Source organism: Enterobacter vonholyi (genome assembly GCF_040834095.1).
Lineage (GTDB): Bacteria > Pseudomonadota > Gammaproteobacteria > Enterobacterales > Enterobacteriaceae > Enterobacter > Enterobacter vonholyi.
On record NZ_CP162152.1, the window covers coordinates 1,079,261 to 1,092,699 of the forward strand.

Annotated in this window: 12 protein-coding genes; 4 read left to right on the top strand and 8 right to left on the bottom strand. The window is 57.1% G+C overall.

Annotation, left to right across the window (positions count from 1 at the left end; genetic code table 11):
* Nucleotides 1-9: 9 nt before the first annotated feature.
* Together ybaL and AB3N39_RS05065 are read right to left on the bottom strand one after the other, a co-directional pair.
* Nucleotides 10-1,686, bottom strand: coding sequence for a YbaL family putative K(+) efflux transporter (gene ybaL, locus AB3N39_RS05060; RefSeq protein ID WP_045909744.1), 1,677 nt, complete (start codon nt 1,684-1,686; stop codon nt 10-12).
* A 230-nt stretch (nt 1,687-1,916) separates the two neighbouring features.
* Nucleotides 1,917-3,125, bottom strand: a complete 1,209-nt coding sequence (locus AB3N39_RS05065; RefSeq protein ID WP_143344775.1) for an MFS transporter — start codon at nt 3,123-3,125, stop codon at nt 1,917-1,919.
* A 169-nt stretch (nt 3,126-3,294) separates the two neighbouring features.
* Between AB3N39_RS05065 and ushA the strand changes: the two genes are divergently transcribed.
* A complete protein-coding gene (gene ushA / locus AB3N39_RS05070; RefSeq protein WP_143344776.1) occupies nt 3,295-4,947 on the top strand; it encodes a bifunctional UDP-sugar hydrolase/5'-nucleotidase UshA in 1,653 nt (550 codons plus the stop codon).
* Between the two features lie 92 nt (nt 4,948-5,039).
* Here the strand turns inward: ushA and ybaK are convergent, their stop codons facing one another.
* From ybaK to copA, 3 genes are all read right to left on the bottom strand, one after another.
* Nucleotides 5,040-5,519, bottom strand: coding sequence for a Cys-tRNA(Pro)/Cys-tRNA(Cys) deacylase YbaK (gene ybaK / locus AB3N39_RS05075; RefSeq protein ID WP_023343509.1), 480 nt, complete (start codon nt 5,517-5,519; stop codon nt 5,040-5,042).
* A gap of 199 nt (nt 5,520-5,718) precedes the next feature.
* Nucleotides 5,719-6,513, bottom strand: a complete 795-nt coding sequence (locus tag AB3N39_RS05080; protein WP_325813174.1) for a TraB/GumN family protein — start codon at nt 6,511-6,513, stop codon at nt 5,719-5,721.
* Between the two features lie 50 nt (nt 6,514-6,563).
* Nucleotides 6,564-9,062, bottom strand: a complete 2,499-nt coding sequence (gene copA, locus AB3N39_RS05085) for a copper-exporting P-type ATPase CopA (protein ID WP_367897106.1) — start codon at nt 9,060-9,062, stop codon at nt 6,564-6,566.
* A 108-nt stretch (nt 9,063-9,170) separates the two neighbouring features.
* On the opposite strand from copA, the gene cueR reads away from it, so the two are divergent.
* Nucleotides 9,171-9,581 (top strand): Cu(I)-responsive transcriptional regulator, encoded by a 411-nt coding sequence (gene cueR / locus AB3N39_RS05090; protein ID WP_021241620.1) that lies wholly within the window; start codon nt 9,171-9,173, stop codon nt 9,579-9,581.
* On the opposite strand, the gene AB3N39_RS05095 is transcribed toward cueR, so the two are convergent.
* From AB3N39_RS05095 to AB3N39_RS05105, 3 genes are read right to left on the bottom strand one after another with little or no spacing between them, the layout of a single operon-like run.
* A complete protein-coding gene (locus tag AB3N39_RS05095; protein ID WP_032656590.1) occupies nt 9,578-10,030 on the bottom strand; it encodes an NfeD family protein in 453 nt (150 codons plus the stop codon). The two genes, cueR and AB3N39_RS05095, sit on opposite strands and share 4 nt — an antisense overlap.
* Nucleotides 10,027-10,941, bottom strand: coding sequence for an SPFH domain-containing protein (locus AB3N39_RS05100; protein WP_008499312.1), 915 nt, complete (start codon nt 10,939-10,941; stop codon nt 10,027-10,029). Before AB3N39_RS05100 ends, AB3N39_RS05095 begins: the two co-directional genes overlap by 4 nt.
* Before the next feature lie 44 nt (nt 10,942-10,985).
* Nucleotides 10,986-11,837 carry a hypothetical protein gene (locus AB3N39_RS05105; protein ID WP_252092607.1) on the bottom strand — a complete coding sequence of 284 codons (852 nt, stop codon included), beginning with the start codon at nt 11,835-11,837 and terminating at the stop codon, nt 10,986-10,988.
* 143 nt (nt 11,838-11,980) lie between these two features.
* Between AB3N39_RS05105 and fetA the strand changes: the two genes are divergently transcribed.
* Nucleotides 11,981-12,652: an iron ABC transporter ATP-binding protein FetA gene (gene fetA, locus AB3N39_RS05110; protein ID WP_252092608.1), complete on the top strand. Its 672-nt coding sequence runs from the start codon at nt 11,981-11,983 to the stop codon at nt 12,650-12,652.
* Nucleotides 12,645-13,427 (top strand): iron export ABC transporter permease subunit FetB, encoded by a 783-nt coding sequence (fetB, locus tag AB3N39_RS05115; RefSeq protein WP_111963376.1) that lies wholly within the window; start codon nt 12,645-12,647, stop codon nt 13,425-13,427. Before fetA ends, fetB begins: the two co-directional genes overlap by 8 nt.
* Nucleotides 13,428-13,439 lie beyond the last annotated feature (12 nt).

Consider the following 13,439-nt stretch of genomic DNA (forward strand, 5'->3'; position numbering starts at 1 on the left):
GCACCAAACCTACCCCGTCACCGCCTCTTCAACCGGTGGTTTCTCCAGCAGCGTCAGCATGGTGTTAGCAATCTCGCGCTCGCCCATCACCACTTTATCTGCACCGCGCTCGGTAATGTACTCCACCTCGTCGTCATAGTGCGCCCGGGCGATAATCTCAATCGTTGGGCACTTCGCGCGCGCGGAGGCCACAATCTCACCCGCTTCATAGCCGTTGGGTATGGTCAGCAGCAGCCAGCGGGCGCAGTCCAGATGCGCCAGATTCATGATCTCTTCGTTCGCCGCGTTGCCCAGCACCGCGCGAATACCGCGCTCGCGCAGCTCGTCGACGCGGGTGCGTGAGGTTTCAATCACCACCAGCGGAATGCCCTGCGCCATCAGCTTCTCGCCGAGCAGGCTGCCCACGCGGCCAAAGCCGACCAGCAGGGCATGATTGCAAATATCAACCGGGATCTGCTTCTCTTCTTCAATGGCTTCTTCAAGCGTCTGCTCTTCCAGCGTTTCGGTTTTATCGAGGTATTTTTCCAGCAGGGCAAACAGCACCGGGTTCAGCATAATCGACAGGATCGCCCCCGCCAGCACCAGGTTTTGTCCCGCCTGCGGCAGCAGGTTCAGGGCCATGCCCAGACCGGCCAGAATAAAGGCGAACTCACCGATCTGCGCCAGGCTGGCGGCAATGGTCAGCGCCGTGCGCGGGGAGTGGCCAAACATCCGCACCAGGAAGAAGGCGGCAAGCGACTTACCAAAAATAATGATCGCCAGCGTGCCCAGCACGGCCAGCGGCTGCTGGATCAGCACCAGCGGATCGAACAGCATCCCGACGGAGACGAAGAACAGCACGGCAAACGCATCGCGCAGCGGCAGCGTGTCGTGCGCCGCACGGTGGCTCAGCTCTGACTCGTTTAACACCATCCCGGCGAAGAACGCACCCAGGGCAAAGGAGACATCAAACAGCTCAACGGCACCAAAGGCGATACCCAGCGCCAGCGCCAGCACGGAGAGGGTGAACAGCTCGCGGGAGCCGGTTGCCGCGCTGCGGGACATGATCCACGGTACCAGACGGCGGCCCACCAGCATCATGATGGCGATAAACGCCACCACTTTACCGATGGTGATGCTCATATCCAGCGCCAGCGAGGCGAAGCCGACGTTGTCTTTTTCCATCATTCCGGCGACGGCGGGCAGCAGCACCAGCGTCAGGACCATGACCAGATCTTCAACAATCAGCCAGCCAATCGCGATCTGCCCGCGCTGGCTGTCAATCAGCTGTCTCTCCTCAAGCGCGCGCAGCAGCACCACGGTACTGGCGGTTGAGAGACACAGCCCAAATACGATACCGGTCATTAACGACCAGCCCAGCACGGCCGAAAGCGCCATCCCAAGCAGCGTCGCCACCCCTATCTGGGCGATCGCTCCCGGTATGGCAATCGACTTTACCGCCATCAAATCCTTCAGGGAAAAATGCAGACCGACGCCAAACATCAGCAGAATCACGCCCAATTCCGCCAGCTCAGGGGCCAGTTTGGTATCCGCAACAAAACCTGGGGTAAACGGTCCCGCCAGCACACCTGCCAGCAGATAACCGACAAGAGGAGAAATACGCAGTTTATTGGCAATCATGCCGAGGATAAAAGCGAGCACAAGTCCACCAACAATGGTGGTGATAAGCGGTGTGGCGTGGTGCATTCCGTCTCCTTTCGTTGTGGGTGTTCCTTTTTGGTGAAAAACCAAAAAACCGAGTAATAGTTTATGACAATTTTTACCCTTATGTTTATGAATAATTGTTGAAGTTTGAATAAAACAGCAATATGCACGTAAAAAAGCGCATTTTGATAAATTCAGCGAGTGGAGAAAGAAGAAACCCTTATGGCATCAGGGTGTCAGGCAGCCAAAGTCAAACTTTGGCTGCCCGTAATTTACGCTTTGTGGCGGTTATCAGGCAGGAATATGGTCAACATCCCAAGAAGTGGCAGGAAAGCGCAGATTTTATAAACCAGGAAGATGCTGGTATGATCCGCAATCATCCCTAAAACCGCTGCCCCAAGCCCCCCCATGCCGAAAGCGAAACCGAAAAACAGTCCGGAAACCATACCGATACGTCCGGGCAGCAGCTCCTGGGCATAGACCAGAATGGCGGAAAACGCGGAGGCGAGGATAAAACCAATAATCACGGTTAAAATGCCCGTCCATTCAAGACTGGCGTACGGCAAAATGAGGGTAAAGGGCGCCACGCCGAGGATAGAGCCCCAAATGACATATTTCCGCCCGATCTTATCACCCACGGGCCCGCCAATGACCGTACCGGCCGCGACGGCAAACAGGAAGGCAAAGAGGTGGATCTGCGCGTTTTGTACCGATAATCCGAATTTTTGCATCAGATAAAAGGTGTAATAGCTGCTGATGCTCGCCATATAGAAGTATTTCGAGAAAATCAGCACCAGCAGGACGGAAACCGCCAGGATAACCTTATTGCGCGGCAGGGGATTGATAACCTTCGCTTTAGGTTTTCCTTTATTCACGCGATGCTGAGCGGCATACCAGCGGCTAATCTGTGCCAGCACGATAATCGCCAGCAGCGCGGCCAGCACAAACCACGCCACGTTGCCTTTACCGTACGGGGCAATAATCACCGCGGCCAGCAGCGGGCCGAGAGAGCTACCAAAATTACCGCCCACCTGGAAAAGTGACTGCGCCAGGCCATGACGACCGCCGGACGCCATGCGCGCCACGCGGGAAGACTCCGGATGGAACACGGACGAGCCGGTGCCTACCAGCGCGGCGGCAATCAGCACGGCTTCAAAACTCCCGGCCATGGCCAGCAGCACCAGCCCGCTTAAGGTAAAGCACATGCCAACCGGCAGCGACCACGGCATCGGGTATTTATCCGTCCAGTAGCCCACCACCGGCTGCAGCAGCGAGGAAGCCAGCTGGAAGGTCAGGGTGATCATCCCGATCTGCACGAAGGTTAACGAAAATTCGGACTGCAGCAGCGGGTAAATTGCCAGAATCAACGACTGGATCATATCGTTGAGCAGGTGCGAGAGACTGATTGCGCCTAAGACTTTAAAGGAGGTGCGCGACGCCGGCGCGCCCGGAACGGGCTGAGTTGATTCACTGATTGCCATAGAGAGAAGTACCACGTCTTTAGTTATTAGAGGTGCAGGGTGTAATTATTATCCGACTAACATACCCGCCCGGGACATTTGAAGAAAGTCGCAATTCTGAAAACTTATTTGTCTATTCTTATTAGTCACTGTAATTTCTGCCTTTGTCTATTGGTCAGGGAGAGAGAAGATGAAGTTAATGAAGCGGGGCGTCGCGCTGGCGCTCATCGCGGCGTGGGGGCTGGTAAGCCTGCCCGCGCAGGCGTATGAAAAAGACAAAACCTATAAAATCACCATTCTGCATACCAACGACCACCACGGCCATTTCTGGCGCAGTGAATACGGCGAATATGGCCTGTCGGCACAAAAAACGCTGGTGGATGGAATACGTAAAGAGGTGGCGGCCCAGGGGGGCAGCGTGCTGTTGCTCTCAGGCGGCGATATCAATACCGGCGTGCCGGAATCCGACCTGCAGGACGCCGAGCCCGACTTTCGCGGCATGAATCTGATTGGCTACGACGCGATGGCCGTCGGTAACCATGAGTTTGATAATCCGCTCAGCGTGCTGCGTCAGCAGGAGAAATGGGCCAAATTCCCGTTCCTCTCCGCTAATATTTACCAGAAAAGCACCGGCGAGCGCCTGTTTAAGCCGTGGGCGCTGTTTAAGCGTCAGGATCTGAAGATCGCGGTCATCGGCTTAACCACCGACGACACGGCGAAAATTGGCAATCCTGAGTTCTTTACCGATATCGAATTCCGTAAACCGGCAGACGAAGCGAAGCTGGTGATTCAGGAGCTGCAGCAAAACGAAAAGCCGGACGTGATTATCGCCACCACGCACATGGGGCACTATGACAACGGCGAGCATGGCTCCAATGCGCCGGGCGACGTAGAGATGGCGCGCAGCCTGCCTGCGGGCTCGCTGGCGATGATTGTGGGTGGTCACTCACAGGATCCGGTATGTATGGCATCCGAGAACAAAAAGCAGGTGGACTATGTCCCGGGCACGCCTTGTGCGCCAGACCGTCAGAACGGTATCTGGATTGTGCAGGCGCACGAGTGGGGCAAATACGTGGGCAGGGCGGACTTTGAGTTCCGTAACGGCGAGATGAAGCTGGTTCATTATCAGCTTATCCCGGTCAACCTGAAGAAGAAGGTCACTTACCCTGACGGGAAAAGCGAGCGCGTACTTTACACGCCAGAAATCGCTGAAAACCAGCAGATGCTCTCCCTGCTGACGCCGTTCCAGAACAAAGGCAAGGCGCAGCTGGACGTGAAAATCGGCACGCTGAACGGGCGTCTGGAGGGGGACCGCAGTAAAGTTCGCTTCGTGCAGACCAACATGGGTCACCTGGTGCTGGCGGCGCAAATGGCGCGCACCGGGGCTGATTTTGGGGTGATGAGCGGCGGCGGTATTCGAGATTCCATCGAAGGTGGAAACATCACCTATAAAGACGTTCTGAAGGTGCAGCCGTTCGGCAACGTGGTGGTTTATGCTGACATGAGCGGGAAAGAGGTTGTTGAGTACCTGACCGCCGTGGCGCAGATGAAGCCGGATTCCGGGGCCTATCCACAGTTTGCCAACGTGAGCTTCGTAGCGAAAGACGGCAAGCTTAACGATCTCAAGATCAAAGGCGAACCGGTTGACCCGGCGAAAACCTACCGTCTGGCGACGTTAAGCTTTAACGCCACCGGCGGCGACGGCTATCCGCATATTGATAATAAGCCGGGATACGTGAATACCGGCTTTATCGATGCGGAAGTGCTGAAGCAGTATATCGAGCAGAATTCGCCGATTGACGTGAATGCGTATGAGCCGAAAGGTGAGGTGAGCTGGCAGTAGTGCGGGGGTTTTGTGCCGGGTGGCGGCTTCGCCTTACCCGGCCTGCATTCGAATCGTAGGCCCGGTAAGCGCAGCGCCACCGGGCAATTTACTCAATCCCGGCGGGCAATATCCGCAAACTTCGCGTCCAGCATTTTTGCCAGATCGCCCGCCGCCAGCTCAATGTCCAGCCCGCGTTTGCCACCGGAGATAAAGATGGTGTCAAATTCCTGTGAAGGAGCATCGATCAGCGTCGGCAGGCGTTTTTTCTGTCCGAGCGGACTGATCCCGCCCACCAGGTAGCCCGTGGTGCGTTGCGCCACCATGGGATCCGCCATATCCACCTTCTTCGCCCCCAGCGCTTTGGCGACCTTCTTCAGATCCAGCTGTCCTGCCACGGGCGTCACCGCCACGGCGAGGTGCTTCATATCGCCGTTCACCGCCACCAGCAGCGTTTTATAAACCTGGTCAGCGTTCAGCCCCAGCTTGCGCACCACTTCATCACCAAAGTTGGTTTCATTCGGATCGTGATCGTAGGTGTGGATCCGGAAAGAAATGTTGTTTTTTTCGAGTAATTTAACGGCGGGAGTCATAGCTATCCTTCTTACGACAGACAATTCATGCAGCCAGCATACGCCTGACGTTTGTCTAAAAAATAGCACCATCTTGCGCAATAGTATTGGCAGTGATGGTCACTTTGAGCGACAATCGGCTCAACCGAAGGTCTCCTTCGGCATAATAAAAACGATGAAATTCCTCTTTGACGGGCCAATAGAAATATTGGCCATTTTTTTATTTCAGCAACGACGGCAAATTCCCTTCTCCGTACAAATGTAATGCCCCGACCGCCACCACGTAACGCCCCGCAGGTAAGGTATGCAGCGTCTCTCGCCAGGCTTTGTTACGCGCATTCATCAGCACATCATACAGCGATTCGCTGAACGTTGATGGTAACGCCAGCCTGCCGTCCGCGGGCGGCGCATCCAGCCACCAGCCAATCATCGTTTGCAGCAGGCGCGCGTTGGTGTGCCAGTGGGTCAGTGTATCATCCAGCAGCATCAGACCGTCGTCGGGAAGCTGTCGCAGGAGCGCAATCTGGCTGTCCGTTCCTTCCAGCTCGATGATGGGCAGGCTGCGCGCCCTTGCCGCGTTCAGCAGCTGGTAATCAATACCGTAATCACCGCGCAGGCCCAGACGCTGCGCCTGCGTAGCCTGCAATACCATCGCGATTTGCCACAGCGGCAGGGTGTCTATCATGGAGAGCGAGACGCCCGTCTCATCGGCGACGCGCGTCAGTTCCGCAAGCTGGGTTTCATCCAGGCGTTCCGCCAGAGTGAGATCGCTTTCGAGCCCGGCAAACGGTGACTCCTGACCCGAAATGTCCGCCTCAACGACCAGCGCGTCGGCGTGTTTAAGCAGTTTTATCAGGCCCGGAGGCAGGGGAGACATATCCTGCGTGCCCATATGGATGCTGCCGACCAGGTGCAGGTGCTGCCCGCCGGGAAGCGAGATATCCAGACCGGGCCAGGCATAACGGCGAGGAAAGAGGGCGCGAAACGATGTTTTTATACGATGAAACAGACCCATACGCGCTCCATGAACGGAAAAGTTCATGCTAGCGCGTACGGGTACAAGGTTCAATCCTTCGGTTTAAAGCGCAGCAGGCGGTTGGCGTTACTTACCACGGTAATGGAGGAGAGCGCCATCGCCGCACCCGCGACCACCGGGTTAAGCAGCGTACCGGTCAGCGGCCACAAAATGCCGGCAGCAATCGGGATGCCGAGCGAGTTGTAGATAAACGCCCCCAGCAGATTCTGCTTCATGTTGCGCAGCGTGGCTTTTGAAATGGCCAGCGCGTCGGCAACGCCGATCAGGCTGTGGCGCATCAGCGTGATGGCAGCGGTTTCGATGGCGACATCGCTCCCGCCGCCCATTGCGATCCCCACGTCCGCCTGGGCCAGCGCCGGGGCATCGTTGATGCCGTCGCCGACCATCGCCACCTCACGACCCTGGCTTTGCAGTTTCTTGATGGCGTCCGCTTTGCCGTCCGGCAGTACGCCTGCAATGACCTCATCAATTCCTGCCTCTTTCGCGATGGCGTTGGCGGTGGTCGGGTTATCCCCGGTCAGCATCACCAGACGGTAGCCCGCACGGTGCAGGCGCTGTAAGGCATCCACGCTGTCCTGGCGAAGCGGATCGCGCACGGCCAGCAGCGCGGCGGCTTTGCCATCCACCGCCAGCAGAACCGGGGTGGCGCCCTGTGACGCCTGCTCCTTCAGCTCGTTTTCCAGCGCGGCGGTATCAACACCGTTTTCATTGAGCAATGCCTGGTTGCCCAGCAGCAGCGCGTGGCCTTCTGCTTCACCGCTCACGCCGAGCCCGCGCAGGGTGCGGAAATTGCTCACCTGCGGCAGGGCAGACGCATTGGCTTTATCGAGAATGGCGCGCGCCAGCGGATGGCTTGAGCCTTGCTCCAGCGCGGCGGCAAGCCGAAGCGCCTCTTCTTCGGTAATGCCAGCGGTCGTAACGGCGACCACCTGTGGTTTACCTTCGGTCAGCGTGCCGGTTTTATCAAACACCAGCGTGTCCAGGGTGCTGGCCCGCTGCAGCGCGTCCGCGTCCCGCACCAGTACGCCAAATTCGGCCGCGCGGCCTACGCCGGAGATAATCGACATCGGCGTCGCGAGGCCCAGGGCGCAAGGACAGGCGATGATCAGCACCGTGGTGGCGATTACCAGGGTATACACAATCTGCGGCGCCGGGCCGAAAACATACCAGATCGCCGCGCTCAGCAGGGCAATACCGACCACCACCGGCACAAAAATGGCAGAGATTTTGTCAGCAAGCTGGCCAATCTCCGGCTTGCTGCTTTGCGCCTGGCGCACCATGCGGATAATACGCGACAGCGTGGTGTGGCTGCCGACGGCACTGGCGGTGAACAGCACGCTGCCGTCCTGCACGACCGTACCGGCATGCACGGCGTCGCCATCGGATTTCTGCTGGGGAATAGGCTCCCCGGTCAGCATCGCTTCATCCAGCCAGGCTTCGCCCTGGGTTATCTTACCGTCAACGGGAACGCGGTCCCCCGTGGTCAGACGCAGCGTCATGCCGGGCTGAACCTCAGCCAATGGAACGCTCTTTTCCCCCTCGTCCGTGACCACGCGAGCCGTCGGCGGGGTTAAATCAAGCAATCTTTCCAGCGCTTTCGATGAGCGCTGGCGGGCGCGGGCTTCCAGCATATGGCCTAAGTTGATCAGGCCGATAATCATTGCGCTCGCTTCATAATAGAGATGCCGCGCTTCCATCGGGAACCACTGTGGCCAGACGTTCACGCTCATCGAATAGAGCCACGCCGCGCCGGTACCGAGCGCAACCAGCGTATCCATCGTCGCGGTGTGGTTTTTCAGGCTCTTCCAGGCGCTGGTATAGAAATGACCGCCCGCGAATACCATCACCGCCAGGGTGATCAGACCGATCGCCAGCCACAGGGTGCGGTTGTCAGCGGTGACCATCATATTGTCACCCATCATGCCCCACACCATCACCGGAATACCCACCAGCAGGGCGACGATGGCCTGCCAGCGGAAGCGCTTCATGGTGGCGATAGCCGTTTCCTGCTGGCGCTCGCGACGCTCGGCATCGTCTTCGATGGCCTCCGCGCCGTAGCCCGCTTTCTCAACGGCCTGCACTAATTCTGCGGCGGAGGCACTGCCTATCACCAGCGCAGTACGCTCCGCAAGATTGACCCGTGCCTGGGCGACGCCCGGTACCGCCTGCAGGGCGTTTTGTACCCGGGAGACGCAGCTGGCGCAGCTCATGCCGTTGATCAGCAGCTGTTGGCTGTCATCAATATCATCCGCTGCCGGAAGCTCAGGAGTGGCCGCTGTCAGTGCTTCCGACGGGGATGATGACTCTGCCAGCGGTTTAGCCTTTGGGTGGCTTAACTCCGCCCCGTAACCGGCCTGCTTGATGGTATCGATCAGCGCATCCACGCTGGCGCTGCCGGTGACGGCGGCATGATCGATAGTCACGTCAGCGCTTTCCACATCAGGGCGCTGTTCCAGGCTTTCTTTAACGCGTTTGACGCAGTGGCCGCAGGAGAGGCCGTCCAGCGTCAGGTCTATAGTGTGAGACATAACAAAACTCCCGTATAATATATTGGTCAGTTGTTGACCGGAGTAACGCTTTTCGCTAACTGTTATGAAGGTTAAACCTTCCATCAAGGGGAAGGTCAAGGGGGAAATGTGAATATCAGTGACGTGGCAAAAAAAACCGGCTTAACCAGCAAAGCGATCCGCTTTTATGAAGAGAAGGGGCTGGTCACGCCGCCGCTGCGCAGTGAAAACGGCTACCGCAGCTACACGCAGCTGCATCTGGATGAGCTGACGCTGCTTCGCCAGGCAAGACAGGTTGGGTTTAATCTGGAAGAATGCGGCGAGCTGGTTAACCTGTTCAACGATCCGAAGCGTCACAGCGCCGACGTGAAAAAACGCACGCTGGAAAAAGTGGCCGAAATTGAACGCCACATCGTCGAGCTGCAGGCGATGCGCGAACAGCTGCTGCAGCTCGCGGACTCCTGTCCGGGGGATGACAGCGCCGACTGCCCGATTATCGATAATCTTGCCGGCTGCTGCCACCGTAAAACCCACGCTTAGCAGGCTTTCACCCGCAGGGTAATGCCTTCCACGGCAATGACCTCCACCCGCGTGCCGGCGCTGAGGTCATCGTCGGCCACCACCGGCCACGAGCTGTCGCCCACCCGCATGTGCCCGCGTCCGTTCACCAGCGCGGTGTCGAGCGTAAAACGCTTGCCGACAATCTGCTGTCCGCGCTGGTTAAGGTGGGCGTCGACCGGTTTCTGCTCTTTGACCCGCCGGTTAAGCCAGCGCCACCACAGCCAGGCGGCCACCAGCGTCAGCGCGGCGAACAGCGCGCCCTGCCACGCCCAGTCCAGGGGAAGGATCCAGACCAGAAGACCCGTAATGACGGCGGCAACACCGCTCCAGAGCAGGTAGCCGTTGCCGCCCAGCATCTCCGCCGCCAGCAATAAGCCGCCGAGGCTTAGCCAGAAGGCGTGAGGATGTGCAACAATCAGCTCAATCATTTTTTACGCTCGTTTCCGCTGTCCTTGATCAGTTCGGCTATGCCCGCGATAGAGCCCATCAGGCTGCTGGCGTCCAGCGGCATCATCACCACTTTGCTGTTGTTCGCGGAGCCGATCTCTTTCAGCGCGTCGGTATATTTTTGCGCCACAAAGTAGTTCACGGCCTGGATATCACCGGCGGCAATCGCCTCGGACACCATCTGGGTGGCGCGAGCTTCCGCTTCGGCTGAACGTTCACGCGCTTCCGCCTGTAAAAACGCGGACTGACGGTCGCCTTCTGCTTTCAGGATCTGCGACTGTTTTTCCCCTTCCGCTTTGAGGATCTCCGCCTGGCGTACCCCTTCGGCTTCCAGAATGTAGGCGCGCTTGGTTCGCTCGGCCTTCATCTGGGCGTTCATGGAGGCGATCAGCTCCGCCGGTGGGCGCACGTCGCGGATCTCGATGCGGGTGACTTTGATCCCCCACGGGTTGGTGGCCTCATCGACAATGTGCAGCAGGCGGGTGTTAATGCTGTCGCGCTGGGAAAGCATCTCGTCCAGCTCCATCGAGCCGAGCACGGTACGGATGTTGGTCATCGTCAGGTTGACGATCGCCAGCTCCAGGTTGCTGACTTCATAGGCCGCCTTCGGCGCGTCAATCACCTGAATAAAGCAGACGGCGTCGATGGTGACGTTGGCGTTATCCTTGGAGATCACTTCCTGGGACGGAATATCCAGAACCTGCTCCATCATGTTGATCTTGCGACCAATTCTGTCCATGAACGGAACAATCAGGCTTAAGCCTGGCTGGAGGGTATTGGTGTAGCGACCGAAACGCTCGACGGTCCACTGATAGCCCTGAGGGACAATTTTGACGCCTGCGCCCACGATAACCAGCGCAACGAAAATAAGGACAGGAACAACGATAAGCATAAAAACCTCCTGTTTTGCATGCTGTGACGAGTGAAAGTGTGCGTTTATTGCTCGTAAGTATAGGTAAAGTCAGAGATGAATCCATCACCCGCTTCGGCAATGGCTTTCGATAATCCCTGGTAGTAATTCTCCAGCCCCAGCGCTTCGATACGCTGGATCTGTTCGCGAATGGGGGCGCAGAACAGAACGGCATTTCCCGCCTCAACGCGTTTGTTATTCGGTGGAAGGTCGCCCGCGATGGCTTTAAACCAGGTTCTGATACCCTGCTTTAAATTATGCGGCGCTTTTGCCAGGTTATCCATGCCCGTCAGGATCTGCAGGGTAGGGAACTCATCGGCCAGCACGGCGGTTTTCATGCGCGCAAAGAACTGGCTGAACAGCTCGAACGAGCCCAGATCGGTGACGCGGGGCTTGGTGGTTTTTCCGTTTTTATTGCCGATTTTGCCTGCCGCTGACGCCGCGGCCGGAACCGCATTCACCTTTTCCAGCTCCAGCCCGAATAACAAATTACAGTGCGCACGGCGCGCTTTCAGCGGGTAGGACATCAGGACCTCAATGAACCGGGTGGCTTTCACATCCGCAAGATCGTGGTTGATAAGCCACTGGGTGCGTGAAAATTCCGCCGGAGAGACGAACCAGTCCGGCACCTCATTGAAGCGTTTTGATTTGCCTTTACCATCAAATTCAAGGAAGTGTGTTCCGTTGTCGAAGGCGAAATAGCAATTTTTGAAGCTGCCGATCGTGGTGTTCACGATGAGCGCCTTCTTAACAAAGTCCACCACCTCTGCACCTATCACAAACCGCGTGAGCTCCGACGATTTGATGACTTCCATTAATGTTTCGACATCAGGGACACCAGGCTTCAGGGAGGGAAACTCATAAAAGATATGTGCCATGCTGCATACTTCCTGTAGTGATGGTGATGACAATTTATAAACAAAAAGTTTAACACTTGCTTCAGCGTGAGGCTATTCGCGCTGTGAGGGCGAAAGGATTATGCTACAGGCGGTTATTACACGAAGCGGTTAACGGAAGCGCAATGAACGATAAAAAAAACCTTTTGCATCTCAGGGACGTCGGGTTTCGAGTCGGGGAAAACACGATCCTGCAGCACGTCGGGTTTAGCCTGTCGCCGGGCGAGTTTAAATTAATCACGGGTCCCTCAGGCTGTGGTAAAAGCACGTTGCTGAAAATTGTGGCGTCACTCCTCAGCCCGACGGAGGGAGCCATTCTGTTTGAAGGCGAGGATATCGCGTCGCTTTCCCCGGAAAGCTATCGCCAGCAGGTCTCGTACTGCGTGCAAACGCCCGCGCTTTTTGGCGATACGGTTTACGACAACCTGATTTTCCCGTGGCAGATTCGCAATAAAACGCCGGAGCCGGAACAGTTTATCAACGATCTGGCCCGCTTTGGCCTGGCGCAGGAGACGCTGACCAAATCCATCAACGCGCTGTCGGGCGGCGAAAAGCAGCGGGTCTCGCTGATCCGCAACCTGCAGTTTTTACCGAAGGTGTTGTTGCTGGACGAAATCACCAGCGCGCTCGATGACGTCAACAAGCGCAACGTTAACGAGATTATTCATCGTTACGCCCGGGAGCAGAACATTGCCGTGCTGTGGGTGACGCACGACGCTAACGAAATAACCCATGCGGATGACGTGATTACGCTCCAGCCGCACGGCGGAAAAATGCAGGAGGCGAACCGTGGGTGAACATAATATTACCAACGAATCTCTGGCCTTTTCGATGGTGCTGGTGCTGATTGCGATTGTGGTTAGCTACCGGGAAAAGCTGGGGCTGGAAAAAGATATCGTGTGGAGTATCTGCCGCGCGGTGGTTCAGCTCATCATCGTCGGCTATGTGCTGAAGTATATCTTCAACGTTAACCACGCGGTGCTGACGCTGCTGATGGTGCTCTTTATCTGCTTTAACGCGGCGTGGAATGCGCAAAAGCGCAGTAAATACATCGATAAGGCGTTTGTTTCGTCGTTTATCGCGATTACCACCGGAACGGCGCTCACGCTGGCGGTGCTGGTACTTTCCGGCTCGATTGAGTTTACGCCGATGCAGGTTATCCCTATCTCGGGGATGATTGCGGGGAACGCGATGGTGGCCGTTGGGCTCTGTTACAACAATCTCGGCCAGCGTTTCAGCAGCGAACAGCAGCAGCTGCAGGAGAAACTAAGCCTGGGGGCGACGCCAAAAGTGGCCTCGGCGCGGCTGATTCGCGAGAGCATTCGCTCATCGCTGATCCCGACCGTGGATTCCGCCAAAACGGTGGGGCTGGTGAGCCTGCCGGGCATGATGTCGGGGCTGATTTTTGCCGGTATCGATCCGGTAAAAGCGATTAAGTATCAGATCATGGTGACGTTTATGCTGCTTTCCACGGCAAGCCTGTCGACCATCATTGCCTGCTACCTGACCTATCGGAAGTTCTACAACGCGCGCCACCAGCTGGTGGTGACGCAGTTGAAAAAGATGGGGTAATATCGGCTTTTC